This is a genomic window from Streptomyces sp. NPDC025651 (genome assembly GCF_055558735.1).
In genome coordinates this window covers 551,129-577,422 of the sequence record NZ_JBVHLZ010000001.1, presented here as the reverse complement: position 1 = coordinate 577,422, position 26,294 = coordinate 551,129, and the positions used below count along the sequence as shown (strand labels likewise).

Below are 26,294 nucleotides of genomic sequence, written 5' to 3'. Positions count from 1 at the left end.
CGCCGGGAGAGGACTCGGTCGCGCGGCGGCCGCTCCCGGCCCCCGCGGGCCCCGTCAGGACCAGCGGCCGGTGCGCCCGAGGAGCAGCGCGGTCGCCGCGGTCCCCGCGGTCGACGTGCGCAGCACGCTGCGCCCGAGCCGGTAGGGCTTCGCGCCCGCCTCGGCGAACGCCGCCAACTCCTCGGGGGAGACGCCCCCTTCGGGCCCGACCACCAGCACGATGTGCCCGGCCGCCGGGAGCTGGGCGGTGGCCAGCGGCTCGCTGCCCTCCTCGTGCAGGACGGCCGCGAAGTCGGCGCCCGCGAGGAGGGCGGCCACCTGCTTGGTCGACGCGGCGTCGGCCACCTCGGGGAAGCGGACCCGGCGCGACTGCTTGCCCGCCTCGCGCGCGGTGGCCCGCCACTTGGCGAGGGCCTTGAGACCGCGGTCGCCCTTCCACTGCGTGATGCAGCGCGAGGCGGTCCACGGCACGACGGCGTCGACGCCGGTCTCCGTCATGGTCTCGACGGCGAGTTCACCGCGGTCACCCTTGGGCAGCGCCTGAACGACGGTGATGCGGGGCGACTCCTCGGGCTCCTCGGAGCAGGAGTCCATCTTCACCACGAGGCGGTCCTTGCCCTCGGTGTCGAGGACCACGCAGTCCGCCCAGCGCCCCGCGCCGTCGGTCAGGACGACGTCCTCACCGGCCCGCAGCCGCTTCACGGAGACGGCGTGCCGCCCTTCGGGGCCCTCCAGTACGTAGCGTCCGCCGTCGCCCGCGTCGAAGTGCTCGACGACGAAGACCGGGGCGGTCACGCGGCACCCTCCGCGGCCAACGAGGCCTTCGCCTCGGCCAGTTCGGCCACGAGGACCTCCACGAGCTCCCCCGCGGGCAGCTCCCGGGCGAGCCGGTGGCCCTGCCCGGCCCAGAGCGCCATGGCCTGCGCGTCACCTGCCTTCGCCGCGGCCTTGCGCAGCCCGCTGGTGAGGTGGTGGACCTGGGGGTAGGCGGCGGGGGCGTACGGGCCGTGCTCGCGCATGAAGCGGTTGACCAGGCCGCGCGCCGGGCGCCCGGAGAAGGCCCGGGTCAGCTCGGTCCGCACGAAGAGCGGATTGGTCATGGCCTGCTTGTGCAGGGCGTTGGCGCCCGACTCGGGGGTGACGAGGAAGGCGGTGCCGAGCTGGGCCGCGTCGGCGCCCGCGGCGAGCACGGCGGCGATCTGCGCGCCGCGCATCAGACCGCCGGCGGCGACGATCGGGATCTGCACGGTCTCACGGACCTGCGTGATCAGTGAGAGCAGCCCGATCCCGGCGCCGTCGGCCTCGGGGTTGTCCTTGTGGGTCCCCTGGTGCCCGCCCGCCTCGACGCCCTGCACGCACACGGCGTCGGCCCCGCACCACTGGGCGGTCTGCGCCTCCTCGGGCGAGGTGACGGTGACGACGGTGAGGGTGCCGACGCGCGCGAAGGCGTCGAGGACGTCACGGGTGGGGCACCCGAAGGTGAAGGAGACGACCGGCACGGGGTCGTCGAGCAGGATCGCGAGCTTGGCGTCGTACCCGTCGTCGCGCCCGCTGTCCGGGTCGCCGAGCTCCGTCTCGTACCAGGTCGCCTCGCCGGCGAGCTGGCTGCGGTAGACCTCGACGGCCGCCGCGTCCGCGGTGTCGGGCTGCGGCATGAAGAGGTTGACGCCGAAGGGCCGCGAGGTGAGCCCCCGCAACTGTTTGATCTCCTGGTACATCCCGTCGGCGGTCTTGTACCCGGCGGCGAGGAACCCGAGCCCACCGGCCTCGGAGACGGCCGCGGCCAACTGCGGGCCGGAGGCGCCGCCGGCCATGGGGGCCTGCACGATCGGACAGCGGCAGAGATCGGTCAGTGCGGAGGACATGACGGCATCGTGCCACGTCCTCCCGCACCGACCGAATCGCCCCTTCCGGTATACGAACGCGGGGCACCCCCTCCAAGAGGGAGTGCCCCGCGGTACCGGGTCTCAGCGTCCGTTGAACGCGTCCTTGAGCCGCGAGAACAGCCCCTGCTGCCCCGGCTGGAACTGCCCCGTGGGCCGCTCCTCGCCCCGCATCTTCGCCAGCTCCCGCAGCACCCGCTCCTGCTCGGGGTCGAGCTTCGTCGGCGTGAGGACCTCGACGTGCACGATGAGGTCACCGCGCCCGCCGCCCCGCAGATGCGTGACGCCGCGGCCGTGCAGCGGGATCGACTGCCCGGACTGGGTCCCCGGGCGGATGTCGACCTCCTCCATGCCGTCGAGCGTCTTCAGCGGCACCTTCGTGCCGAGCGCGGCCGCCGTCATCGGGATGGTGACGGTGCAGTGCAGATCGTCGCCGCGCCGCTGGAAGACCTCGTGCGGCAGCTCGTGGATCTCCACGTACAGGTCGCCGGCGGGACCGCCGCCGGGGCCGACCTCGCCCTCGCCCGCGAGCTGGATCCGCGTGCCGTTGTCGACACCGGCGGGGATCTTCACGGTCAGCGTCCTGCGCGACCGGATGCGGCCGTCACCGGCGCACTCCGGGCACGGCGTCGGCACGACCGTGCCGAAGCCCTGGCACTGGGGGCACGGCCGCGAGGTCATGACCTGGCCGAGGAAGGACCGCGTGACCTGGGACACCTCACCGCGACCGCGGCACATGTCACAGGTCTGGGCGGAGGTACCGGGCGCGGCACCTTCACCACTACAGGTCGTACAGACGACAGCCGTGTCGACCTGGATGTCCTTGGTGGTCCCGAAGGCGGCCTCTTCGAGGTCGATCTCCAGACGGATCATGGCGTCCTGGCCCCGGCGCGTGCGCGACCGCGGCCCCCGCTGCGACGCCGTCCCGAAGAACGCGTCCATGATGTCGGAGAAGTTGCCGAAGCCACCGGCGCCGAAGCCGCCCGCGCCCTGGCCGCCGCCCGCCTGGGACAGGGGGTCGCCGCCGAGGTCGTAGACCTGCTTCTTCTGCGGGTCCGACAACACCTCGTACGCGGCGTTGATCTCCTTGAAGCGCTCCTGAGTCTTCGGATCCGGATTCACATCCGGGTGAAGCTCACGCGCAAGCCTCCGGAAGGCCTTCTTGATTTCGTCCTGGGAAGCGTCGCGGCGCACGCCGAGTACGGCGTAGTAGTCCGTGGCCACTTACGACTCCGCCAGGATCTGTCCGACGTAACGTGCCACTGCGCGTACTGCTCCCATCGTTCCCGGATAGTCCATGCGGGTCGGTCCGACCACGCCTAGTTTGGCGACTGCCTCGCTGCCCGAACCGTAGCCGACCGAGACCACGGACGTGGAGCTGAGGCCCTCATGGGCGTTCTCGTGACCGATCCGTACGGTCATGCCCGAATCCGTAGCCTCCCCAAGCAACTTGAGGAGCACTACCTGCTCCTCAAGGGCTTCGAGGACGGGCCGGATGGTGAGGGGAAAGTCATGTCCGAAGCGGGTGAGATTGGCGGTACCGCCGATCATCAGCCGCTCCTCGGTCTCCTCGACGAGTGTCTCGAGGAGGGTGGCGAGGACGGTCGCGACGGTGCCGCGGTCCTCCGCCTCGAAGGCCTCGGGCAGGTCCTGCACCAGCTGCGGCACGTCCGCGAAGCGGCGGCCCGCGACCCGGCTGTTGAGCCGCGCCCGCAGGTCGGCGAGCGAGGCCTCGCCGAACGGTGCGGGACAGTCGATCATGCGCTGCTCGACCCGGCCGGTGTCCGTGATGAGGACGAGCATCAGGCGCGCGGGAGCCAGCGAGAGCAACTCCACGTGCCGCACCGTCGACCGGGTCAGCGAGGGGTACTGCACGACGGCGACCTGCCGCGTGAGCTGCGCGAGCAACCGGACCGTACGCCCCACGACGTCGTCGAGATCCACCGCGCCGTCGAGGAAGTTCTGGATGGCGCGGCGCTCGGGCGCGGTCATCGGCTTGACGCCGGCGAGCTTGTCGACGAACAGGCGGTACCCCTTGTCCGTCGGGATGCGCCCCGCGCTGGTGTGGGGCTGGGCGATGAACCCTTCCTCCTCCAGCGCCGCCATGTCGTTGCGGACGGTGGCCGGAGAGACCCCGAGGCGGTGCCGCTCGGTGAGCGCCTTGGAGCCCACGGGCTCCTCCGTCCCCACGTAGTCATGGACGATGGCGCGCAGCACCTCGAGCCTGCGTTCACTGAGCATCGCGCACACCTCCAGCTGTCTCCGTCGTTCACGCCGAGCCCCCGGACCCCCGAGCCCCCGGCCTGGCACTCACCGCGGGTGAGTGCCAGCCTTCCAAAAGGTCAGTGTACGGCCGTGAGGTACGCACCGGGCAAGGCCGGACCCTCCTCAGTCATGCCGACGTGTTCCGCAGGAGCTAGCGTCACCGTATGGACATGGCGCTGGCATGGGAAGCGGCGGGCTGGGAGCGACTCGCACCGCGCGTGGGGCGGTGCCGGCTGCCGGTCTGGGACTGCACGGCCGGGCTGGTCGTCGGTGACGACGCGGCCCTCATGATCGAGGCGGGTTCGAGCCTGGCCGAGGGCGCGGCCCTGCGGACCCGGGCCAGGCAGATCCTCGGCGGCGGCCGCCGGGTCACCCACCTCGCGCTCACGCACCCGCACTTCGACCACGTCCTCGGGGCCGCGGCCTTCGCGGGCGTGGAGGTGTACGGCGCCGTGGGCATCGACACGGTCTTCGCCAAGGGCCGCGACGAGCTGCGCGCGGACGCGGTGCGGCACGGGGTGGACGCGGACGCCGCGGCGGAGGCGGCCGACCTCCTGGTCCACCCGCACCATCTGGTGTGCGGGGAGTGGACGCTCGACCTGGGCGGCGGGACACAGGTGCTCCTGGCGAACGTCGGCCCCGGCCACTCGGGCCACGACCTGGCGGTCCTGGTCCCCGGCACCGACGGAGGGCGGGAGATCGTCTTCTGCGGCGACCTGGTCGAGGAGTCGGGCGAACCGCAGGCGGGCCCGGACGCGGTGCCGAAGCGGTGGCCCGCGGCCCTGGACCGGCTCCTGGAGCTGGGCGGCGAGGACGCGCTGTACGTGCCGGGGCACGGCGCGACGGTAAATGCGGCCTTTGTCCGTGCGCAACGCGCCACACTGGCGTCCCGTTTCGGCGTGTCGTAGGACAACGAACGCCGCTCTTCCTATGGTCGGCGGAATGCGCCAGTACTCCGCCGACCTCACGCCGCCCTGGAAGAAGCCGAAGCCGGTCCCCGAGGTGGCGGCGGACGCCGGCCTCGTGGTCGAGGAGCTGAGCACCGGTTTCTGCGGGGCGGTGATCCGCTGCGAGAAGACGGCGCAGGGCCCGACGGTGACGCTGGAGGACCGCTTCGGCAAGCACCGCGTCTTCCCGATGGAGCCGCGGGGCTTCCTCCTGGAGGGCCGCACGATCACACTCGTCCGCCCGGCCACCACGGCACCCGCTCCCCCTTCCCGCCCCTCCCGCACCGCGTCCGGCTCGGTGGCGGTCCCCGGCGCGCGGGCCAGGGTCGCCCGCGCCGGACGCATCTACGTGGAGGGCCGCCACGACGCCGAGCTGGTCGAGCGGGTCTGGGGCGACGACCTGCGCATCGAAGGCGTCGTCGTGGAGTACCTGGAGGGCATCGACGACCTCCCCGCGATCGTCGCGGAGTTCGCGCCGGGCCCCGACGCGCGCCTGGGCGTCCTGGTCGACCACCTGGTCCCCGGCTCCAAGGAGTCCCGCATCGCCGCGGAGGTCACCAGCGCGCACGCCCTGGTGGTCGGCCACCCCTACATCGACGTATGGGAGGCGGTGAAGCCGTCCTCGGTGGGCATCGCCGCCTGGCCACGGGTCCCGCGGGGCCAGGACTGGAAGACGGGCGTGTGCAGGGCCCTGGGCTGGCCGGAGAACACGGGCGCGGCCTGGCAGCACATCCTGGCCTCGGTCCACTCGTACAAGGACCTGGAGCCCCAACTCCTCGGCCGAGTAGAAGAACTGATCGACTTCGTCACCCTCCCCTGACATTCGTCACACTCCCCTGACCACCGGGGCCGGCAAGGCCCCCAGCCCGCCGAGGCCCGCTAGTCCACCAGGTCCCGGACCACCGCGTCGGCCAGCAACCGCCCCCGCAGCGTCAGCACCGCCCGCCCCTCCTCATACGGCCCGGCCTCCAGCAGCCCCTCACCCCGCGCCCGCGCGGCCGCCGCGAGCCCCGCCTCCCGCAGCAGCGACAACGGACACCCCTCCCGCAACCGCAGCTCCAGCAGGATCCGCTCCACCCGCCGGTCCTCGGCGGACAGCACCTCACGCCCGGCCCCCGGCGATCCCCCACCCGCCAGCGCCCCCGCATACGCCCCGGGATGCTTCACGTTCCACCACCGCACGCCCCCCACATGGCTGTGCGCCCCCGGCCCGGCCCCCCACCAGTCGGCCCCGCGCCAGTACAGCTCGTTGTGCAGGCACCGCCCCGCCTCGGACGTGGCCCAGTTGGACACCTCGTACCAATCGAACCCCGCGCCCCCGAGCACCTCATCGGCGATGAGGTACCGGTCCGCGTGCACGTCGTCGTCGGTCATGGGGACCTCCCCGCGCCGGATCCGCCGCGCCAGCTGCGTCCCCTCCTCCACGATCAGCGCATAGGCGCTGACGTGGTCGGGCCCGGCCCCGATCGCCGCGTCGAGCGAGGCCCGCCAGTCCTCGTCGGTCTCACCGGGCGTGCCGTAGATCAGGTCGAGGTTCACATGGTCGAACCCGGCGGCCCGCGCCTCGGCGACGCACGCCTCGGGACGCCCCGGCGTATGCGTACGGTCAAGCACCTTCAAGACATGCTGCTTCGCGCTCTGCATGCCGAAGGAGACCCGGTTGAACCCGCCGGCCCGCAGCTCACCCAGGTAGTCGACGTCGACCGACTCCGGATTGGCCTCGGTGGTGATCTCCGCGTCGTCCGCGAGCCCGAACTCGTCCCGTACGGCACCCAGCATCCGTACGAGATCCTTCGCGGCCAGCAGTGTGGGCGTCCCGCCCCCGACGAAGACGGTCCGCACCGGCCGCGGGTCGTCGCCCAGGACCTTCCGCGCGAGCCGCACCTCGTCGATCAGGGTGTCGGCGTAGTTGTCGCGGGAGGCGAGCACGCCGCCGGAGCCGCGCAGCTCGGTCGCCGTGTAGGTGTTGAAGTCGCAGTATCCGCAGCGCGTGGCGCAGTACGGAACGTGCAGGTAGAAGCCGAGAGGGCGGGAGGCCGCGCCGTCCAGGGCGGACGCGGGCAGCGCCCCGTCCTCGGGCATGGGCTCACCATCGGGCAGTGCGGAAGGCATGCCTTCGATTGTCGCGCACCGCGGCAACCCCGGACGTCATGCCCGAGGCCCGAGCCCTCTCACCTCACCGCGCCTGCAACACCAGCAACGCGAGATCGTCGTCCGGCGGCCGCTCCGAGAACTCATGGACAAGCCGCCGGATCCGCTCCGCGACGAGTCCCGCGTCCAGCCCCGCACACCCGGCAAGGGCCCGGGCGAGCCCGTCCCCGTCATCGAACTGCAGCCGCCCCGCGCGCCGCTCGGTCACCCCGTCCGTGACGCACAGCAGCGTCTCGCCGGCCCGCAGCTCGAAGCTCTCGCTCGTGTACGTCTCGTCGTCGACGACGCCCAGCAGCATCTGCGGAGTGGCCGCCTCCCGCACCTCCCCCTCAGGGGACAGCAGCAGCGGCAGCGGATGCCCGGCGCACGCGATGGTGCACCGCACTCCCCCTTCGTACGGAACCAGCTCGCCGTACAGGAGTGAGAGGAAGCGCGACGTGGGCCCGTCCGGCGGCACGCCCTGGCCGCCCGCCACCGCGACGACGGCCGCGGCCGCGTCGGCCGCCTCGGTCGCGTCGTCCAGGAGCAGCTGGTTGAGACGGTCGAGGACCTCCGCCACCTGGTAGCCCTCGCGGGCGAGCAGCCGCAGCCAGGGACGGGCGAGGCCGATGACGACCGCCGCCTCGGGCCCCTTTCCCTGGACGTCGCCGAGCGCGAAGCACCAGCGGCCGTCGCCCGCCTGAAACACGTCGTAGAAGTCGCCGCCGGGACCGCCCTTGTCCCGCGGCTCGTACACCACACCGCTGTCCACGCCGGGGATCTGCGCGACCTGGCTCGGCAGCAGCCCGCGCTGGAGGACCTGGCTGATGTTGGCCTGGCGCTGATAGCGGCGCGCGGTGCTGATCGCGAGCGCCACACGGCGGCTGAAGTCCTCGACGAGGCCGGTGACTTCGTCGGGGAAGCGCACCAGGCCCGCCCGGCCGATGACGAGCGCGCCGAGTGCGCGCCCGCCCGCGGCCAGGCGGTACGCGAGCGCCGTGCCGGACGTGCCGCCCGCCAGCGCCTCGCCGGGCCAGGGGACGGGGAAGGCGCCCGAGCCCGCCGCGTCGGGCAGCCGCGGCGGCTCCTTCTCCAGGACCCGGCGCAGCTCCTCTATCCGGTGCTCACTGGTGTGCCAGACGCGGGCGAGCCGCGCCCCCTGACCGCCGTCGGTCCCGCGCCCCACCCCTTCGGAGGTGTCGTGGAGCCACACCGCGCACCAGTCCGCGAGACGCGGCACGAGCAGCTGTCCGGCCAGGGCGGCCACCAGGTCCTCGTCGAACTGCCCGGCCAGCAGGTCGGACGCCTCCGCGAGGAAGGTCAGCGCGCCGCGGTTGACCCAGTCCGTGTCGTGCGTGGCCCGCTTGGGGAGCGGCGCGAGGATCTCGGCGGCGCGCAGTCCGCGCTGCAGGGCCTGTTCGCTCGCGTACGTCTCGATCCCGTGGACGGCCTGGACGCCCTCGACGGGCAGCCGGGCCCAGACGGTCTTGGTGCCCGTGCGGTAGGTGATGCCCCAGGACTCGGAGAGGGTCGCGACGAGTTGCAGTCCGCGGCCGTACTCGGGGGTGCCGGACGGCGGCGGGCCCTGTTCGTTGCGCACGGCGCGGGAGGGGTGGTGGTCGGAGACCTCGATGACGAGGAACTCGTCGCTCTCGCCGGGCACGGCGGCGTCGAGGCGGCAGAGCAGCTCGACGGCGGTGCCCGCGTGCACGACGGCGTTCGTCACCAACTCGCTGACCAGCAGCACCGAGTCGTCGGTCAGGCGGTCGGTGAAGGCGCCGGTCGCGGCCACCCCCAGCTCGGTCCAGTCGGCGAGCGCCGCGCGCACGAATCTGCGCGCCGCGGCAGGGGCCAGCGGGTTTCCGGGCAGCGACGTACGCACCGCCGCCGGTGGCCCCGGGCGGTCCGGGGCTGTGGCGGAGGCACGATATTCGGTCTCCCGTTGCATCGGAATGGACCCCACGGTGCGGCTCCTGAGCAGTTCGGGCAAATACGCCTCAGGCGACACCGACAGAGTGACAGACTGACCATGCCCATAAGCACCGAGTTACCGAAGTGGGCCGCCATGAGTGAGAACAGTGCTATGCCCGTGCTCGGACCTGGCCGGATTCCGGCTCCCGCGCAGACGGCCGGCTCCGATGCCCCCGAGGGCTTCGGCACGGAACCGACCGCCGCACAGCTGCGCCCTCTTCTCGCCGCCATGCGAGCAGCGCGGGACGGTGACTTCACCAAGGTCGCGCCGGTCGGCGACGGCCTGACGGCCGAGCTGTACGCGGTCTTCAACGAGATGCTGGACCGCTCCCTCCACTTCGACGGCGAACTCGTCCGCGTACGCCGGGAGATCATCCGGCACGGCCGCCTGGACGAGCGCTTCGCCGCGAGCCCCGGGCAGGGCAGGTGGGCCGCCCGCGTCACGGAGGTCAACACCCTCCTCGACTCCTTGGTGGCCCCGGCGGCCAACGCCACCCGCGTGCTGAACGCGGTCGCGGGCGGCGACCTGACGCAGCGCGTCGACCTGCACGACGGCACCCGTGAGCTCCGGGGCGATCTGCGCCGTCTGGGCCGCGCCGTCAACACGATGGTGGACCAGCTGTCCCTCTTCACGGGCGAAGTCACGCGCGTCGCCCGCGAGGTCGGCACGGAGGGGCGCCTCGGCGGGCGCGCCAAGGTGCGGGGCCTGTCCGGCAGTTGGCGCGACGTGACCGAGGCCGTCAACACGATGGCGGCACGCCTCACCGCCCAGGTGCGCGACATCGCCCTGGTGACCACGGCGGTGGCGCAGGGCGACCTGACCCGCACGGTCACCGTCGAGGCGACGGGCGAACTCCTCGAACTGAAGCTCACCGTGAACACGATGGTGGAGCAGCTCTCCGCGTTCGCCGCCGAGGTCACCCGCGTGGCCCGCGAGGTGGGCACGGAGGGCCAGCTCGGCGGCCGCGCCCAGGCCCGCGGCGTCTCCGGCGTGTGGAAGGACCTCACCGACAACGTCAACTTCATGGCGTCGAACCTCACTTCGCAGGTCCGCAACATCGCCCAGGTCACCACCGCCGTGGCCAACGGCGACCTGAGCCAGAAGATCACCGTCGACGCCCGGGGCGAGATCCTGGAGCTGAAGTCGACGGTGAACACGATGGTGGACCAGCTCTCCGCCTTCGCCGACGAGGTCACCCGCGTCGCCCGCGAGGTCGGCACCGAGGGAAACCTCGGCGGCCGCGCCCAGGTGCGGGGCGTCTCCGGCGTGTGGAAGGACCTCACCGACAACGTCAACTTCATGGCGGACAACCTCACCTCCCAGGTGCGGAACATCGCGCTCGTGTCGACGGCCGTCGCCCAGGGCGACCTCGGCAAGAAGATCACGGTCGAGGCGAAGGGCGAGATCCTCGAACTGAAGTCGACCATCAACACGATGGTGGACCAGCTCTCCGCCTTCGCCGACGAGGTCACCCGCGTCGCCCGCGAGGTCGGCACCGAGGGAAACCTCGGCGGCCAGGCGCAGGTCCGCGGCGTCTCCGGCGTGTGGAAGGACCTCACCGACAACGTCAACTTCATGGCGTCGAACCTCACTTCGCAGGTCCGCAACATCGCCCAGGTCACCACCGCCGTCGCCAACGGCGACCTCTCCAAGATGATCACGGTGACGGCGCGCGGCGAGATCCTGGAGCTGAAGGACACCGTCAACACGATGGTGGAACAGCTGCGCGCCTTCGCCGACGAGGTCACCCGCGTGGCCCGCGAGGTCGGCACGGACGGCCGGCTCGGCGGCCGCGCCCAGGTCCTCGGCGTCTCCGGCGTGTGGAAGGACCTCACCGACAACGTCAACTACATGGCGGACAACCTCACGGGCCAGGTCCGCAACATCGCCCAGGTCGCGACGGCGGTGGCCCAGGGCGACCTCTCCAAGAAGATCGACGTGGACGCGCGCGGCGAGATCCTGGAGCTGAAGACCACCATCAACACCATGGTGGACACGCTCTCCTCGTTCTCCTCCGAGGTGACCCGCGTGGCCCGCGAGGTGGGCTCCGAGGGCCAACTGGGCGGCCAGGCCCGGGTCGAGGGCGTGTACGGCACGTGGAAGCGCCTGACGACGAACGTGAACGAGCTCGCGCTGAACCTCACCACCCAGGTCCGCGCCATCGCCGAGGTCGCCTCCGCGGTGGCGCAGGGCGACATGACCCGCGCGATCACGGTCGAGACGCGCGGCGAGGTCTCCGAGCTCAAGGACAACATCAACCTCATGGTCTCCAACCTCCGCGAGACCACCCGCGCCAAGGACTGGCTGGAGTCCAACCTCGCCCGCCTGGCCGGCCTGATGCAGGGCCACCGCGACCTGATGGAGGTCGCCGACCTGATCCTGCGCGAGCTGACCCCGCTGGTGAACGCCCAGTACGGCGCCTTCTTCCTGGCCGACCCGGACACGGCCGAGGCTCCCGCGCCCACCCAGGTCACCGCGAAGGGCCTCGCCTTCATCGCCGGGTACGGCTCCGCGCAGGGCTCCGTCGTCGACACGGGCGGCATGCCCGCGCAGGGCCTGGTGCGCCAGGCCGCCCTGGAGAAGAAGCGCATCCTCGTCGAGGAGGTCCCGCCGGACTACATCAAGATCCATTCAGGGCTCGGCGACGCGGCGCCCGCCACGGTCGTCATCATCCCGATCCTCTTCGAGGACAAGCTGCTCGGCGTGATCGAGCTGGCGACGTTCTCCCGCTTCTCCGATGTCCACCTGGCCTTCTTCGACCAGTTCGTGAACACCATCGGCGTCGCGATCAACACCATCATCGCCAACTCCCGTACGGAGTCGCTGCTCGGCGAGTCCCAGCGGCTGGCCACCCAGCTCCAGGAGCGCTCGGACGAACTCCAGCGCCAGCAGGCCGAGTTGCGCCGCTCGAACGCGGAGCTCGAAGAGAAGGCCGCCCTGCTCGCCACGAGCTCCCAGTACAAGTCGGAGTTCCTGGCCAACATGTCGCACGAGCTGCGCACCCCGCTCAACTCCCTGCTGATCCTGGCCCGGCTGCTCTCCGACAACCCCGACAACCACCTCTCCGACCAGGAAGTGCAGTTCGCGACCACGATCCACCGCTCGGGTTCCGACCTCCTCCAACTCATCAACGACATCCTGGACCTGTCGAAGATCGAGGCGGGCAGGATGGACGTACGCCCCAAGAAGCTCCCGCTCATCAAGGTCCTCGACTACGTCCACGCGACGTTCCGCCCGCTGACCCTCGACCGGGGCCTGGCCTTCGACGTGTCGGTGGGCGAGGACGTGCCGCGCGAGATGTTCTCCGACGAACAGCGCCTCCAGCAGATCCTGCGCAACCTCCTGTCGAACGCGGTCAAGTTCACCTCGTCGGGCAGCATCGAGCTGCGCGTCAGCCGCGTGAAGGACAACTCGGTCGACCGCATCCTCCACGACAACGACGACCTGCTCTGCTTCGCCGTCAGCGACACCGGCATCGGCATCCCGTCCGAGCAACTCCCGGTGATCTTCGAGGCGTTCCAGCAGGCCGACGGCACCACCAACCGCAAGTACGGCGGCACCGGTCTCGGCCTCTCCATCAGCCGCGAGATCGCGGGCCTGCTCGGCGGCCGCATCACCGCGCAGAGCCACCCCGGCCAGGGCTCGACCTTCTCGCTGTACGTTCCCGTGGTGCACCCCGGTCACGGCGCGGCCGCCATCGCGTACGCCGCCTCGCGCACCCAACATCTGCCGGAGCCCATCGAACAGGCCGCTCTGCGCCCGCACACCGCCCTGGAACCGGATGACAGCTGGCCCACCCCCACCAAACTGGAGGAGTGGAAGGAAGGCCGCGCGGGCCGCATACTGCCGGGCCGCAGGGTACTGATCGTCGACGACGACATCCGCAACGTGTTCGCGCTCACACACGTCCTGAGCCGCGTCGGCATGCCCGTCCTCTACGCCGAGAACGGCCGCGAGGGAATCGAGACGCTGGAGCGCAACCCCGACGTCGACATCGTCCTGATGGACATCATGATGCCGGAGATGGACGGGTACGAAACCATGGCCGCGATCCGCCGCACCCCCCGCTGGCGGGGTCTGCCCATCGTCGCCCTCACCGCGAAAGCCATGCCCGGGGACCGCGAGAAGGCCATCTCGCAGGGCGCGACCGACTACGTACCCAAGCCCGTGGACGTGGACCAACTGCTCGGCGTCGTCTGCTCCCTCCTGGACCCGGAGGGCACCGCCCCCGCCGAGCAGTCCACCACACCCGATCCAGAGTCCGTTGCCGTGGAACAGACAAGTGCTCAGGGAGAAAGTGCTGTTCCGCCGACAACCGAGTGAGGCACCGTGACCATGAGCGCAGAGTCCACGACCGACAATCGCGCGAGCATCCTCCTTGTCGACGACATGGAGGACAACCTGATGGCACTAGAAGCAGTCCTGGGGTCCTTGAACGAACCGTTGGTGCGCGCCCGTTCGGGCGAGGAAGCCATGAAGGCGATTCTGAGGCAACGATTCGCCGTGATCCTTCTGGACGTCCGGATGCCGGGCATGGACGGCTTCGAGACGGCGTCGAACATCAAACGTCTCGACCAGACCAAGGACGTGCCGATCATCTTCCTGACCGGCACCGACAACGACGCGGGCTACGCCTTCCGCGGGTACGCGACCGGCGCCGCCGACTACCTCACCAAGCCCTTCGACCCCTGGGTGCTGCGCGCCAAGGTCACCGTCTTCCTCGAACTGCACCGCAAGAACCAGCAGTTGGAGAAGATACTGGCCCGCGAGCAGCGCCAGTTCGACGAACTGGCCGCGCGCCTCTCGGCGATCGAGACCCATATGGCCGCGAGCAGCCTCAAGGACGTCCTCGAACTGCGCCGCCACGTGACACACATGGAGGAACTGGTACAGGAAATGCGCCGCGGGCGGGGCGTCTAGCACCCCGCCCGCGCATGAGCCCGAGGGGCCCTGGGCTCACGCCTCGCGCGAGCCCGCGTACATCTCCTCGATGAGGTGCTTGTACTCCCGCTCGACGACCGGCCGCTTCAGCTTCAGGCTGGGGGTCAGTTCGCCGTGCTCGACATCCAGGTCGCGCGGCAGGAGGCGGAACTTCTTGATGGTCTGCCAGCGCTGCAGGCCTTCGTTGAGCTGCGTGACGTACCCCTCGATGAGCTCGACCGTCGCGGGGTTCGCGCACACCTCCGCATACGACTTGCCGTCCTGCCCGTTCTCCTTGGCCCAGCCGAGGATGGCGGGCTCGTCGAGGGCGATGAGCGCGGTGCAGAAGTTCCGGTCGGCGCCGTGCACCAGGATGTTGGAGACGTACGGACACACCGCCTTGAACTGCCCCTCGACCTCGGCGGGCGCGATGTACTTGCCGCCGGACGTCTTGATCAGGTCCTTCTTGCGGTCGGTGATCCGCAGATACCCGTCGACGGACAGCTCGCCGATGTCCCCGGTGTGGAACCACCCGTCGGATTCGAGCACTTCGGCCGTCTTGTCCGGCAGGCCGTGGTAGCCCTCCATGATGCCGGGGCCGCGCAGCAGGATCTCGCCGTCGTCCGCGATCCGCACCTCGGTGCCGGGCAGCGGCTTACCGACGGTGCCCGTGCGATAGGCCTCGCCGGGGTTCACGAAGGAGGCCGCGGAGGACTCGGTGAGCCCGTACCCCTCAAGGATGTGGATCCCGGCTCCCGCGAAGAAGTACCCGATCTCGGGCGCGAGCGCCGCCGACCCCGACACCGCGGCGCGCAGCCGCCCGCCGAAGGCCTCGCGCAGCTTGGAGTAGACGAGCGCGTCGGCGACCTTGTGCTTGGCGCCGAGCCCGAAGGGCACCGAAGCGGTGCCGGTCCTGCGGAAGTTGTCCTGGCTGGTCTTCGCGTACGCGCGGGAGACCTCGGCGGCCCACTGGAAGATCTTGTACTTGGCCCCACCGCCGGCCCGCGCCCTGGCCGCGACGCCGTTGTAGACCTTCTCGAAGATGCGGGGCACCGCGGCCATGTACGTCGGCTGCACCACCGGCAGATTCTCGATGATCTTGTCCACCCGGCCGTCGACCGCGGTGACGTGCCCGAGCTCGATCTGCCCGGAGGTCAGCACCTTGCCGAAGACGTGCGCGAGCGGCAGCCACAGGTACTGCACGTCGTCGGCCGTGAGCAGCCCGGTCGCCGCGATGGCCTTGGCCATGTACGACCAGTTGTCGTGCGGCAGGCGCACGCCCTTGGGCTTGCCCGTGGTGCCGGAGGTGTAGATCAGCGTCGCGAGCTGGTCGGCGGTGATCGCCGCGATCCGGTCCTTGACGAGCTCCGGGTTCTTCTCCAGGTGCGCGGCGCCGCGCACCTCCAGGTCGGCGAGCGTGAGCACCCAGCCCTCGGGGTCGCCGTCGACGGGCTCCGCGCCCTCGGCGTCGAGCACCACGACGTGCCGCAGCTCGGGCAGTTCGGCCCGCTTCTCGCGCGCCTTGGCGAGCTGCGCGGCGTCCTCGGCGATCAGCACCCGGCTGCCGGAGTCGGCCAGGATGTACCCGGACTCCTCGGCGTTGGTCTGCGGATAGATGGTCGTGGTGGCCGCGCCCGCGCACATGATGCCGAGGTCGCAGAGGATCCACTCGACCCGCGTGGACGAGGCGAGGGAGACGCGGTCCTCGGGCCGCAGCCCGAGCTCGATCAGTCCCGCCGCGATGGCGTGGACACGGTCGGCGGCCTGCGACCAGCTGAGCGCCTTCCACTCGTCGGGGCCCTCGCCGGAGGCAGCTGGGACGGGGTAGCGGTAGGCCTCGGCATCCGGCGTGGCCGCCACGCGCTCCAGGAAGAGATGCGCCACGGAGGGCGGACGGTTCTCGATCAAGGTCTGTGTGTCGCTCACGACATCCTCCGGGCCCACGACAGTGCGGCGAACTGGCTGGCGGCTGCTTCTTACATCCCTGTCGGCTACTTGTTTAACTTGCGAGTAACCTACGAGTGGTGATCAGAGTAGAGCGCCGACGCCCGGTGCGTAAGGGGCTGCTGCCTGTCACTTCCTACAGACACCCAAACGGAACGGGCCCACCGCGCCGAGGCGCCGCGAGCCCGTTCCGGCCTGCCGTGACAGGAGTGACGTCAGCCGATCGCGGCGGTGACGCTGGCGGCGAGATCCGTGAGGATGTCGATGCCGACATTGGTGTCGTTGTTCAGCGACGTCGAGACGCCGGCGGGACCACCGATCTTGATGCCGGTGTTGGCGTCCGTGCCGTTGACGTTGCTGCTGGAGCCGACGTCGAGCAGCCCTCCGACGCTGATGCCGGTGTTGACCCTGCTCTGTACGGCCGGGCCGTCGTCCGCCGACGCGGTGGCGGACGCGGCACCCACGAGCAGGAATGCCGCGGCGACACCACCGGCGAGGCGTGCGATTACGTTCTTATTCATGTCAAACCTCCTTCGAAGTGGAACGGTAACCAGAATTCACCGAACGTAACGCCCGCAATTCATCTGCACCGACACAACACCCCAAGAGAGCAATAGAAATACAAACGCGGGCCCGGTGCTCATCAGCACCGGGCCCGCGGAGTGCGTCACCGTGTCACTGCTCGAGGAAATGACACGGAATACGCCGGGGAATTCAGCCGCCGAGGGGCAGGCCACCCATCATCGGGGTGCCCTCGATGGCGCGGGCGCTGGCGCCCTGCAGAGCGTTCGTCTTCGAGGCCAGGTCGTTCTTGGTCGCCAGCTTGTCGGCGACCTTGCTGACGCCGTTGACGATGACCTCGGCGTTGATGTCCTTCAGCGGGTTCTTGACCTCGTTCTTCGAGACCGTGCTGCTGTCCACCAGCTGGTCATCGGCCTTCGCCGGAGCGTTGTCGACGTCGTCGGCGAACGCAGGCGAACCGGCACCGAGGGCCATCATGGTTCCGGCGACGACCGCAGCAGCCTTGGTGTACTTCACTTCAGCATCCCTTTCCGAAGAGGCGTCCTTCACGGTCACGACCGTCGTGCCGCCCGAGCGTCTTGCTGGCCGCTCGGAACGCCGTCTTCCATCCTTCGTAACGGGACGCCCCGGTCTGCGGAAACTCTTAAGTGACGGGTTTTTTTCCAATCACCCAAATGTAGCAGGTGCTTTTCCAATTCTCACATCAACGCAAAAGGCGCCTGTCCGGAGTAAGGACAGACGCCATTTACGTCGGTACGACGGGGCCTGGCCCCGCGGGGGGCCTACTTCTTGGCCTTGCCGCCACCGCCGTCGTCGCTGGAGAGCACCGCGATGAAGGCCTCCTGCGGCACCTCGACGGAGCCGACCATCTTCATGCGCTTCTTGCCCTCCTTCTGCTTCTCGAGCAGCTTCCGCTTACGGGAGATGTCACCGCCGTAGCACTTGGCGAGGACGTCCTTGCGGATGGCGCGGATGGTCTCGCGCGCGATGACCCGGGAGCCGATCGCGGCCTGCACCGGCACCTCGAAGGCCTGCCGCGGGATGAGCTCGCGCAGCTTGGCGACGAGCCGCACGCCGTACGCGTACGCCGCGTCCTTGTGGGTGATCGCCGAGAAGGCGTCGACCTTGTCGCCGTGCAGCAGGATGTCGACCTTGACGAGCTGCGCGGACTGCTCGCCCGTGGGCTCGTAGTCCAGCGAGGCGTACCCGCGGGTCTTGGACTTCAGCTGGTCGAAGAAGTCGAAGACGATCTCCGCGAGCGGCAGCGTGTAGCGGATCTCGACGCGGTCCTCGGAGAGGTAGTCCATGCCGAGCATGACGCCGCGCCGGTTCTGGCACAGCTCCATGATCGAGCCGATGAACTCACTGGGCGCGAGGATCGTGGCGCGCACGACGGGCTCGAAGACCTCGTCGATCTTGCCCTCGGGGAACTCGCTCGGGTTGGTGACCGTGTGCTCGGTGCCGTCCTCCATGATCACGCGGTAGACCACGTTGGGGGCGGTGGCGATCAGGTCGAGGCCGAACTCGCGCTCCAGGCGCTCGCGGATCACGTCCAGGTGCAGCAGGCCGAGGAAGCCGACGCGGAAGCCGAAGCCGAGCGCGGCGGAGGTCTCCGGCTCGTAGACCAACGCGGCGTCGTTGAGCTGCAGCTTGTCCAGGGCGTCGCGCAGCTCGGGGTAGTCCGAGCCGTCCAGCGGATACAGGCCCGAGAAGACCATCGGCTTCGGGTCCTTGTAGCCGCCGAGGGCCTCGGTGGCGCCCTTGTGCAGCGAGGTGATCGTGTCACCGACCTTGGACTGGCGGACGTCCTTCACGCCGGTGATGAGGTAGCCCACCTCGCCGACGCCGAGGCCGTCGGCGGCCAGCATCTCGGGCGAGTTGGTGCCGATCTCCAGCAGCTCGTGGGTGGCGCCGGTGGACATCATCCGGATCCGCTCGCGCTTGTTGAGCTGGCCGTCGACCACGCGTACGTACGTCACGACGCCGCGGTAGGAGTCGTAGACCGAGTCGAAGATCATCGCGCGGGCCGGGGCGTCCTTGACGCCGACCGGGGCGGGGATCTCGGCGACGACCTTGTCGAGCAACGCCTCGACGCCCATGCCGGTCTTCGCGGAGACCTTCAGGACGTCCTCGGGCTCGCAGCCGATGAGGTTGGCGAGCTCCTCGGAGAACTTCTCCGGCTGGGCGGCCGGCAGGTCGATCTTGTTGAGGACCGGGATGATCTTGAGGTCGTTCTCCATCGCCAGGTAGAGGTTGGCGAGGGTCTGGGCCTCGATGCCCTGGGCCGCGTCGACGAGGAGGATCGTGCCCTCACAGGCCGCGAGCGAACGTGAGACTTCGTACGTGAAGTCCACGTGGCCCGGGGTGTCGATCATGTTGAGGATGTGCGTACTGCCCTGGTCCGGGCCCTCGGTCGGGGCCCAGGGCAGACGCACGGCCTGGGACTTGATCGTGATGCCGCGCTCGCGCTCGATGTCCATCCGGTCGAGGTACTGAGCACGCATCTGCCGCTGCTCCACCACACCGGTGAGCTGGAGCATGCGGTCGGCGAGCGTGGACTTGCCGTGGTCGATGTGCGCGATGATGCAGAAATTGCGGATCAGCGCCGGGTCGGTACGGCTCGGCTCGGGCACATTCTTAGGGGTCGCGGGCACGCAGGGTCCTGTCTCTTGAGGCGCCTGTCGCCTCGGGTCGGATCTATACGTAGGCTCCATCGTCCCATGGGTGAGGGACTGCGCTCGGTTTGGGCCGGTCGGAGGGCGGCTGGTACCGTGGGCAGCTGTGTCTCGTAGCCCTCTCAGCGTCGAGACGCGTGTCGGAAACATTCATCTGCAGTACCTCTGCAGTACCTGAACCTGAAAAGGCTCTTTCGTGGCGAACATCAAGTCCCAGATCAAGCGGATCAAGACCAACGAGAAGGCGCGTCAGCGCAACAAGGCGGTCAAGTCTTCGCTGAAGACCGCGATCCGCAAGGCCCGCGAGGCCGTTGCCGCCGGTGACGCCCAGAAGGCCGCCGAGCTCACGCGTGAGGCCACGCGCCAGCTCGACAAGGCCGTATCCAAGGGTGTCATCCACAAGAACCAGGCCGCCAACAAGAAGTCGGCGCTTGCTTCGAAGGCTGCGTCCCTCTAAGGCTGAAGCCCTTGCCCCGGCCGGTCGGCCGGGGTGTTGATCAATCCTCCCGCGAGGGTAATTCGAGCCCTCTACCTCGAATCGCGGACAGACCACGCAGTACGCCACGCTGCGACAGTGCCCCCGGACCCACTCCGGGGGCATTGCTGTGTTCCGGGGCAACGCCAGCTTCGGGGCGCCCCGTCAGGGGCGCGGGGAACTGCGCGACGAGCCACCCGCAGGTGCCGAACCGGCAGGGCCCTCAGCGGCGGGACCGCGCCGCACGGGCGATGGTGACCACGGCCTTCTCCAGCGCGTACTCAGGATCGTCGCCCCCGCCCTTGACCCCCGCGTCAGCCTCCGCGCAGGCCCGCAGGGCAACCGCCACCCCGTCGGGAGACCACCCCCGCATCTGCTGGCGCACGCGGTCGATCTTCCAGGGCGGCATGCCCAGCTCACGGGCGAGGTCGGCGGGGCGTCCGCCGCGCGCGGAGGAGAGCTTGCCGATAGCCCGGACGCCCTGCGCGAGGGCACTGGTGATCATGACGGGGGCGACGCCGGTCGACAGGGACCAGCGCAGCGCCTCGAGCGCCTCGGCGGCGCGGCCCTCCACGGCCCGGTCGGCCACCGTGAAGCTGGAGGCCTCGGCCCGGCCCGTGTAGTACCGGCCGACGACGGCCTCGTCGATCGTGCCCTCGATGTCCGCCACCAGCTGGGAGACCGCGGAGGCGAGCTCGCGCAGATCGCTGCCGATGGAGTCGACCAGGGCCTGGCAGGCCTCCGGGGTCGCCGAGCGGCCCAGGGTGCGGAACTCGCTCCGTACGAACGAGAGCCGGTCCGCGGGTTTGGTCATCTTGGGGCAGGCGACCTCGCGGGCCCCGGCCTTGCGCGCGGCGTCCAGCAGGCCCTTGCCCTTGGCGCCGCCCGCGTGCAGCAGGACGAGGGTGATCTCCTCGACGGGCGCCCCGAAGTACGCCTTCACGTCCTTGACCGTGTCGGCCGAGAGGTCCTGCGCGTTCCGCACGACGACGACCTTGCGCTCGGCGAAGAGCGAGGGGCTGGTGAGCTCGGCGAGCGTGCCGGGCTGCAGCTGGTCGGGGGTGAGGTCGCGCACGTCCGTGTCCGCGTCGGCGGCGCGGGCGGCCGCGACCACCTGCTGCACGGCGCGGTCGAGGAGTAGGTCCTCCTGTCCCACGGCGAGCGTGAGAGGAGCGAGCGGATCGTCGTTAGCTGTCTTCCTGGCCATCGCGGTCAAGCATCCCACGCGGCACTGACACTCCGTCCCGGACAGCCTCCCCCGTGCCGGATCTCGCATCGGATCTCGTACGGGATCTCGTATCGGAGAATGGACACGTGAGCGACGTACGACATGTCCTGGTGCTGCCCGACCGCGATGCCGCGGAGGAGGTGGCCGAAGAACTCCCCGACCGTTTCGGCCTCGCCGAAGAACCCCAGCTCGTACGCGACGCGCTGGCCGGCGAGGACGACGCCGAGGACGCCCAGTGGCTGGTCGTGGTCGAGGACCCCGACTCCCGCCTCGACCCGGCGGCACTCGACGAGCTGGCCGCCGAGCACGAGGGCTGGCTGGAGGCTCCTTAGCCGCGGTGCGCGTCAACCGGGGCGCACGGCCCCGGCCCCGACCGTCACTTCTTGGGGATGACCTGGATGTCGAGGTCGATCGTGATGCTGTGCCCGACGGCCGCGATGCCGCGCGCGAGCATCGTCTGCCAGGTGATCGTGAAGTCGTCGCGGTGCAGTTCGGTGCTGGCGCGGCAGGCGACGCGGGTCTCGCCCTCCAGGCCCTGACCGACCCCGAGGTACTCGGTGTCGAGCGTGACCGTACGCGTCACGCCGTGCAGCGTCAGGCCGCCCGATATCGCCCAGCGGCTGCCGCCCTTGTGCACGAAACGGTCGCCGTAGAACTCCATCGTCGGGAAGCGCCCCACGTCGAGGAAGTCACCGGAGCGCAGGTGGTCGTCGCGCATCTGGACCGCGGTGTCGATGGAGGCCGCGTCGATGACGACGTGCATCGCGGAGTCCTCCATGCGCTCGCCGAGGCGTATCGCGCCCGCGAAGTTGTTGAACCGGCCGCGAATGCGGGCGAGCCCGATGTGGCGCGCGGTGAAGGCGACCGAGGAGTGCATGGGGTCGATCTCCCAGTCCCCGGGCTCGGGCAGCGCCGGCGGCTGGGCGAGCTGGAGCATGACGTCACCGAGCGAGGCGTGCGCGTTCTCCCCGACGGTGGCGCTCGCCCGGTACGGGGTGAACCCCTCGGCCGAGACCGCCAGGCGGTAGTCCCCGGCCGGAACGGTCGTCATGAACGAGCCGAACGGATCCGTGCCCCCGCTGACGATCTTGCGCCCCGCGGCGTCGCTGACGGCGAACTCCGCGTTCCGCACGGGCTCGTTGACCGGGTCGAGCACCCGGCAGCTGAGCACCCCCGCGCTCGGCGGAACCGGAAGTGCCGACAAGGGCCCCGTCCGTCCAGCCCGATTCGTACGGTTTCCCAGCCAGCGGCCGAACACGTGCGACACACCCCCGCGTCACTTGACAACACCTGCAAACTGCAACGAAAAGGCATTCGATCACCGTTGCGGCTTTAGATGCAACACGAACCCACATCGCAGGAAAGCTGACGATGAGTTGGAAGTGTCGCGAGTAGTCCGAATTGATTGCTCCAATTTCGCGTCTCACCAGGTCACGGCAGGGTTCCCCGCGGTAGCCCCGACAGGGGCCGCCATCGCTCCGGGCCGGGAGGGCCTGGCCACCCGGGACGGCCTGGGCGACCCGGGACGGCCTGGGCCACCTGGGAACGGCCTGGGCCACCCGGGACGGCTCCGGGGCCCGCGCTGAGGCGGGCGTGTGGCCACCTCGAGCCGTGGCGCCGCTCCCGGCCCCGCTCCCACCACCGCGATCGCGCCGTTCCTGTCCGTTCGCAGCACCTGCGCTCCCCCGGTCCGCAGCGCCGCGAGCGTGGTGGGCGCGGGGTGGCCGTACATGTTGCCCTCGCCGCAGGAGATCAGCGCCAGCCGCGGCGCCGCCCTGCGCAGCAGCTCCGGATCTTGATGGGCCGAGCCGTGATGGGCGACCTTCAGCACGTCCACGGAGGCGAGCGACGCGGCCGCCGGGGTGCGCAGCAGTGCTCTCTGGGCGGGCGGTTCGAGGTCCCCCAGGAGCAGCAGCGTCAGCCCTGCCGTCCGCACGAGCAACGTGACGCTCGCGTCGTTCGGCCCCTCGGGCCGCGGCACCGGCCCCGCCGGAGGCCAGAGCACCCGCCAGTCCAGCCCCTCCGCACGGCGCCGTTCCCCCGCCGCGGCCCGGGTCACCGGAGCGCGCGCGGCCGCCGCCTGCTCCCGCACGAACCGGGCCTGCTCCGGCGGCTCCTGGAACCCCGTCGTCTGAATCGCCCCCACCTCACGCCCCCGCAGCACGCCCGGCAGCCCCGCGACATGGTCGGCGTGGAAGTGCGTGAGCAGCACGAGCGGCACGCGGCTGACCCCGAGCGACCGCAGGCACCGGTCGGCCGCCACCGGATCGGGCCCGGCGTCGACCACCACCCCGGCGCCGTCCCCCGCCGCGAGCACCATGGCGTCGCCCTGCCCCACGTCGCACATCACCAGTCGCCACCCCTGGGGCGGCCAGCCCGCGATCACCCGGGTGACGGGCGGTGGCTGGACGATCACCAGGAGAAGCAGCAGGGCACAGGCCGCGGCGAGCCAGGGACGTCTCGCGATCCTGCGTCCCGCCAGGACGAGGGGCGCCGTGGCGAGCGCAAGCAGGAGCCCGCCCCGCCAGCCGCCCATCCAGTCGATCCCGCTCCCGGGCAACGCGGCCCCGGTGCGGGCGATCTCCGCGATCCATTCGGTGGGCCAACTCGCGCCCCAGGCCAGGGCCTCGGCGACCGGCATCGCCACCGGCGCCGCGGCCAGCGCGGCGAAGCCGAGCACGGTGGCCGGCGCGACGGCGAACTCGGCCAGGAGATTGCACGGCACCGCGACCAGGCTGACCCGGGCCGCGAGGACGGCGACGACGGGCGCGCACACCGCCTGCGCGGCGGCCGCCGCGGCCAGCGCGTCGGCGAACCGCGGCGGCACCCCGCGCCTTCGCAGCGCGGCACCCCAGCGCGGCGCGAGGGTGAGCAGCGCCCCGGTGGCGAGAACGGAGAGCAGAAAGCCGTGACTCCGCGCCAGCCACGGGTCGTACAGGACGAGCAGCAGCACCGCCGCCGCCAGCGCCGGAATCAGCGATCTGCGCCGCCCCGTCGCGATGGCGAGGAGCGCGATCAGCCCGCACGCCGCGGCCCGCAACACGCTCGGGTCCGGCCGGCAGACGATGACGAACCCCAGCGTGAGCGCCCCGCCGAGCACGGCGGTCGTCCGCAGCGGAATCCCCAGCTTCGGCGCGAGCCCGCGCCGTTCGACTCTCTGGGCCGTGCCCGGCGGCCCGATGAGCAGGACGAGGACGATCGTGAGATTGGCTCCGCTGACGGCGAGCAAATGAACGAGATCGGTGTCCCGGAAGGCCTGCTCCAGCTCCGGCGGCACCCGCGAGGTGTCCCCGACGACGAGCCCCGGAAGCAACGCGCGGGCATCCGCGGGCAGCCCGGCCGTGGCCTCCCTCAGCCCGCCCCGCAGCTGCCCGGCCAGCCGCTGCGCCCCGGACGGTCCCCCGACCACGCGCGGCGATCGCTCCCCGGCCACCCGGAGCACGGCCGCGACCCGGTCCCCCTCCGGCAGCGGCGGAGCCAAGCGGCCCTGCGCCCGCAGCCGCGTCGACGGCAGCAGGGAGAGCCAGGCGCCGCCGGCCCCCTTCGGCTCCGTCCGCACGACGACCAGAACCGGGGCGCGCGTCACGGTCGACGTGCCGTCCGCCTCCGTGACCCGGACGACCTCGGCGTCCAGCACCACGGCGGGCGGTATGGCATGCGCGCTCGCGACGCGGGGCCGGGTGCGCCGAGGGTCGGACGTGACCTTGACCTCCGCCTCCACTTGCGCGTACCCCCGCGCCAGCTCGGGGACCGGGCCGCGGTGCAGATCCGCACCGTGCAGAGCCGCCGAGCCCGTCGCCCCCGCGGCGCAGAGCAGGACCGCCGCCACCGACAGCCGCCCCCACGCGTGCCGTCGCCCTGGTGGCTGTCCGTGCCCTCCGGCTCCGCGCGCCCACCGGCCTCGGACCGCCCACGTCAGCAACAGGGCCCCGGCCGCCGCCCCGCAAACCGCCACGGTGGCGACCGCCCAGCGCGGCGGGGCGTCCAGCATCAGTGCGGCCGCTGTCCACGCCGCGAGCGCGGGCGGCACGAGACGGAGGTCGGCAGGGCCCTCCTGCCGGGGGTGCGAGGCGCCGAGGCGGTGCCCCGAGGCGACATGAACTGCCGGGCGCCTCATGGCCGTACGAGATCCTGGAGATCGGCGAAGCGCCGGTCGCCGATGCCGTTGACCTCGCGAAGCTCTTCGATAGAGCGGAAACCGCCGTGCTCGGCGCGGTAGTCGATGATGTGCTGCGCCAACACGGGTCCCACACCGGGCAGTTCGTCGAGCTGTTCGGCGGTCGCCGTGTTCAGCCCGACCTGCGCGCCGGCGGCAGTCCCGCCCGCTCCCGCCGATCCGGCACCGGCGCCGCTGCCGCCCGCCGCTCCACCCGCCCCGGTCGGCTGCGGGCCTCCCACGACCACCTGTTCGCCGTCCAGGAGGAACCGGGCGCGGTTGAGGCCGTCCAGGTCGGTGCCGGGCCGGATCCCACCGGCGGCCTTCAAGGCGTCGGCCACCCGGGACCCCGCGGGCAGTTGATGAACCCCCGGGCTTCGGACCTTCCCGCTGACATCCACGACGATCTCCCCGACAGCACCACCTCCGGCCGCTCCGCTGCCCGCGCCCGCGCCCGCCGAAGCCTGGCCCGCCCGCACCGGAGGCCCCGGCGAGGGAGCCGGTTCCGCGCCCCCCTCAGCGGGGGCGCCCGCCTCACGCACCACGTCGGGCGGGCGCACCGGTTGGGTCCGCCCCGTCCAGAAGTGCTGCGCCGCGAAGGCTGCCGCGACGACGAGGACGACGACGAGCGCGATCACGCTGCGCCGCTCAAGGCCGCACCGCGTCTGCACCCACACCGGCAGCCGCTCCCGCACGGCGAGCGCCATTCGCTCCCGGCGGGAGGGCCCCGACCGCGTCTCCGCCTCCGCCTCCGCCTCCGGGGCGGGCCGCTCCTCCACCGCCTCCGCTTCCCGCGCCCACCCGGGCACGGGCACCCGCGGCGGAGCTACGCCCGCGCCCCTGCCCTGACCCAGCAGCGGCACGTCGGCGGCCGCCACGTCCAACCGGGGTGAGGGCGGCGGCGGTTGGGGCTCGGCGAAGAGTGTCTCCGCCCGCAGCCGCACCGCCTCCGCCGACGCGCGTCGGCGCCGGGCCCGCCCGCGGGCGTGCCGGTGATGCGCGCGGCCGTCGGACGCGGGGCCCCGGCCGGGGCCGCTCGTCGAGGAAGCTGTCCGGGAAAGTGATCGAAGTGCCATGCCGACGACGTTAGGCACCGCGAGGAAAAGTTGTTGACCTTGGTCAATTCCCGTGGATTACCCGGGAGTTGTGGACAACTCCGTCACCCACACGTGGGAAC

At 71.1% G+C, this 26,294-nt stretch carries 20 protein-coding genes; 6 read left to right on the top strand and 14 right to left on the bottom strand.

Features of this window, described 5'->3' with window-relative positions:
- Window positions 1-54 precede the first annotated feature (54 nt).
- The 4 genes from ACZ4D5_RS02460 to hrcA form a co-directional block, all read right to left on the bottom strand.
- A complete protein-coding gene (locus tag ACZ4D5_RS02460) occupies window positions 55-795 on the bottom strand; it encodes a 16S rRNA (uracil(1498)-N(3))-methyltransferase (protein WP_467770446.1) in 741 nt (246 codons plus the stop codon).
- Window positions 792-1,865 (bottom strand): nitronate monooxygenase, encoded by a 1,074-nt coding sequence (locus ACZ4D5_RS02455; RefSeq protein ID WP_467770445.1) that lies wholly within the window; start codon window positions 1,863-1,865, stop codon window positions 792-794. The genes ACZ4D5_RS02460 and ACZ4D5_RS02455 overlap by 4 nt, the downstream gene beginning before the upstream one ends.
- Before the next feature lie 102 nt (window positions 1,866-1,967).
- Window positions 1,968-3,107, bottom strand: a complete 1,140-nt coding sequence (gene dnaJ, locus ACZ4D5_RS02450; protein ID WP_362339644.1) for a molecular chaperone DnaJ — start codon at window positions 3,105-3,107, stop codon at window positions 1,968-1,970.
- Window positions 3,108-4,124 carry a heat-inducible transcriptional repressor HrcA gene (hrcA, locus tag ACZ4D5_RS02445; RefSeq protein WP_467770444.1) on the bottom strand — a complete coding sequence of 339 codons (1,017 nt, stop codon included), beginning with the start codon at window positions 4,122-4,124 and terminating at the stop codon, window positions 3,108-3,110.
- A 194-nt stretch (window positions 4,125-4,318) separates the two neighbouring features.
- Between hrcA and ACZ4D5_RS02440 the strand changes: the two genes are divergently transcribed.
- Window positions 4,319-5,056 (top strand): MBL fold metallo-hydrolase, encoded by a 738-nt coding sequence (locus ACZ4D5_RS02440; protein WP_467770443.1) that lies wholly within the window; start codon window positions 4,319-4,321, stop codon window positions 5,054-5,056.
- A gap of 34 nt (window positions 5,057-5,090) precedes the next feature.
- Window positions 5,091-5,915: a DUF3097 domain-containing protein gene (locus tag ACZ4D5_RS02435; protein WP_467770442.1), complete on the top strand. Its 825-nt coding sequence runs from the start codon at window positions 5,091-5,093 to the stop codon at window positions 5,913-5,915.
- A gap of 59 nt (window positions 5,916-5,974) precedes the next feature.
- On the opposite strand, the gene hemW is transcribed toward ACZ4D5_RS02435, so the two are convergent.
- Window positions 5,975-7,207: a radical SAM family heme chaperone HemW gene (gene hemW / locus ACZ4D5_RS02430; protein WP_467770441.1), complete on the bottom strand. Its 1,233-nt coding sequence runs from the start codon at window positions 7,205-7,207 to the stop codon at window positions 5,975-5,977.
- Between the two features lie 64 nt (window positions 7,208-7,271).
- Window positions 7,272-9,173 carry a SpoIIE family protein phosphatase gene (locus tag ACZ4D5_RS02425; RefSeq protein ID WP_467771471.1) on the bottom strand — a complete coding sequence of 634 codons (1,902 nt, stop codon included), beginning with the start codon at window positions 9,171-9,173 and terminating at the stop codon, window positions 7,272-7,274.
- Between the two features lie 252 nt (window positions 9,174-9,425).
- Here ACZ4D5_RS02425 and ACZ4D5_RS02420 point away from each other — a divergent pair, with 252 nt between their 5' ends.
- On the top strand, window positions 9,426-13,520 hold the full coding sequence (locus ACZ4D5_RS02420; protein ID WP_467771470.1) for a HAMP domain-containing protein: 4,095 nt from the start codon (window positions 9,426-9,428) through the stop codon (window positions 13,518-13,520).
- A 12-nt stretch (window positions 13,521-13,532) separates the two neighbouring features.
- The gene (locus ACZ4D5_RS02415) at window positions 13,533-14,117 is read left to right on the top strand and encodes a response regulator (protein WP_467770440.1); all 585 of its coding nucleotides are present in this window, start codon (window positions 13,533-13,535) and stop codon (window positions 14,115-14,117) included.
- 36 nt (window positions 14,118-14,153) lie between these two features.
- Here the strand turns inward: ACZ4D5_RS02415 and ACZ4D5_RS02410 are convergent, their stop codons facing one another.
- The 4 genes from ACZ4D5_RS02410 to lepA all read right to left on the bottom strand — a co-directional run bounded on the left by ACZ4D5_RS02410 (window position 14,154) and on the right by lepA (window position 19,237).
- The gene (locus tag ACZ4D5_RS02410) at window positions 14,154-16,043 is read right to left on the bottom strand and encodes an AMP-dependent synthetase/ligase (RefSeq protein WP_467770439.1); all 1,890 of its coding nucleotides are present in this window, start codon (window positions 16,041-16,043) and stop codon (window positions 14,154-14,156) included.
- A gap of 233 nt (window positions 16,044-16,276) precedes the next feature.
- Window positions 16,277-16,582 carry a hypothetical protein gene (locus ACZ4D5_RS02405; RefSeq protein ID WP_467770438.1) on the bottom strand — a complete coding sequence of 102 codons (306 nt, stop codon included), beginning with the start codon at window positions 16,580-16,582 and terminating at the stop codon, window positions 16,277-16,279.
- Between the two features lie 193 nt (window positions 16,583-16,775).
- Window positions 16,776-17,099, bottom strand: coding sequence for a hypothetical protein (locus ACZ4D5_RS02400; protein ID WP_467770437.1), 324 nt, complete (start codon window positions 17,097-17,099; stop codon window positions 16,776-16,778).
- A 266-nt stretch (window positions 17,100-17,365) separates the two neighbouring features.
- Window positions 17,366-19,237 carry a translation elongation factor 4 gene (gene lepA, locus ACZ4D5_RS02395; protein ID WP_467770436.1) on the bottom strand — a complete coding sequence of 624 codons (1,872 nt, stop codon included), beginning with the start codon at window positions 19,235-19,237 and terminating at the stop codon, window positions 17,366-17,368.
- 217 nt (window positions 19,238-19,454) lie between these two features.
- Between lepA and rpsT the strand changes: the two genes are divergently transcribed.
- Window positions 19,455-19,715 carry a 30S ribosomal protein S20 gene (rpsT, locus tag ACZ4D5_RS02390; RefSeq protein ID WP_055702434.1) on the top strand — a complete coding sequence of 87 codons (261 nt, stop codon included), beginning with the start codon at window positions 19,455-19,457 and terminating at the stop codon, window positions 19,713-19,715.
- A gap of 241 nt (window positions 19,716-19,956) precedes the next feature.
- Here rpsT and holA read toward each other — a convergent pair whose 3' ends face one another.
- A complete protein-coding gene (holA, locus tag ACZ4D5_RS02385; protein ID WP_467770435.1) occupies window positions 19,957-20,940 on the bottom strand; it encodes a DNA polymerase III subunit delta in 984 nt (327 codons plus the stop codon).
- Window positions 20,941-21,047: 107 nt separating this feature from the next.
- Between holA and ACZ4D5_RS02380 the strand changes: the two genes are divergently transcribed.
- The gene (locus ACZ4D5_RS02380) at window positions 21,048-21,293 is read left to right on the top strand and encodes a hypothetical protein (protein WP_467770434.1); all 246 of its coding nucleotides are present in this window, start codon (window positions 21,048-21,050) and stop codon (window positions 21,291-21,293) included.
- Window positions 21,294-21,337: 44 nt separating this feature from the next.
- Here ACZ4D5_RS02380 and ACZ4D5_RS02375 read toward each other — a convergent pair whose 3' ends face one another.
- The 3 genes from ACZ4D5_RS02375 to ACZ4D5_RS02365 all read right to left on the bottom strand — a co-directional run bounded on the left by ACZ4D5_RS02375 (window position 21,338) and on the right by ACZ4D5_RS02365 (window position 26,193).
- Window positions 21,338-22,219 (bottom strand): YceI family protein, encoded by an 882-nt coding sequence (locus tag ACZ4D5_RS02375; protein WP_467771469.1) that lies wholly within the window; start codon window positions 22,217-22,219, stop codon window positions 21,338-21,340.
- A 165-nt stretch (window positions 22,220-22,384) separates the two neighbouring features.
- Complete coding sequence (locus ACZ4D5_RS02370) at window positions 22,385-25,078, bottom strand: ComEC/Rec2 family competence protein (protein ID WP_467770433.1); 2,694 nt, start codon at window positions 25,076-25,078, stop codon at window positions 22,385-22,387.
- The gene (locus tag ACZ4D5_RS02365) at window positions 25,075-26,193 is read right to left on the bottom strand and encodes a ComEA family DNA-binding protein (protein WP_467770432.1); all 1,119 of its coding nucleotides are present in this window, start codon (window positions 26,191-26,193) and stop codon (window positions 25,075-25,077) included. The genes ACZ4D5_RS02370 and ACZ4D5_RS02365 overlap by 4 nt, the downstream gene beginning before the upstream one ends.
- Between the last annotated feature and the right edge of the window lie 101 nt (window positions 26,194-26,294).

Coding starts and splice junctions, on each gene's coding strand:
- ACZ4D5_RS02455 (WP_467770445.1), bottom strand. CDS start 1,865: ATGTCCTCCGCACTGACCGATCTCTGCCGCTGTCCGATCGTGCAGGCC.
- hrcA (WP_467770444.1), bottom strand. CDS start 4,124: ATGCTCAGTGAACGCAGGCTCGAGGTGCTGCGCGCCATCGTCCATGAC.
- ACZ4D5_RS02440 (WP_467770443.1), top strand. CDS start 4,319: ATGGCGCTGGCATGGGAAGCGGCGGGCTGGGAGCGACTCGCACCGCGC.
- ACZ4D5_RS02435 (WP_467770442.1), top strand. CDS start 5,091: ATGCGCCAGTACTCCGCCGACCTCACGCCGCCCTGGAAGAAGCCGAAG.
- hemW (WP_467770441.1), bottom strand. CDS start 7,207: ATGCCTTCCGCACTGCCCGATGGTGAGCCCATGCCCGAGGACGGGGCG.
- ACZ4D5_RS02425 (WP_467771471.1), bottom strand. CDS start 9,173: ATGCAACGGGAGACCGAATATCGTGCCTCCGCCACAGCCCCGGACCGC.
- ACZ4D5_RS02420 (WP_467771470.1), top strand. CDS start 9,426: ATGCGAGCAGCGCGGGACGGTGACTTCACCAAGGTCGCGCCGGTCGGC.
- ACZ4D5_RS02415 (WP_467770440.1), top strand. CDS start 13,533: ATGAGCGCAGAGTCCACGACCGACAATCGCGCGAGCATCCTCCTTGTC.
- ACZ4D5_RS02405 (WP_467770438.1), bottom strand. CDS start 16,582: ATGAATAAGAACGTAATCGCACGCCTCGCCGGTGGTGTCGCCGCGGCA.
- holA (WP_467770435.1), bottom strand. CDS start 20,940: ATGGCCAGGAAGACAGCTAACGACGATCCGCTCGCTCCTCTCACGCTC.
- ACZ4D5_RS02370 (WP_467770433.1), bottom strand. CDS start 25,078: ATGAGGCGCCCGGCAGTTCATGTCGCCTCGGGGCACCGCCTCGGCGCC.
- ACZ4D5_RS02365 (WP_467770432.1), bottom strand. CDS start 26,193: ATGGCACTTCGATCACTTTCCCGGACAGCTTCCTCGACGAGCGGCCCC.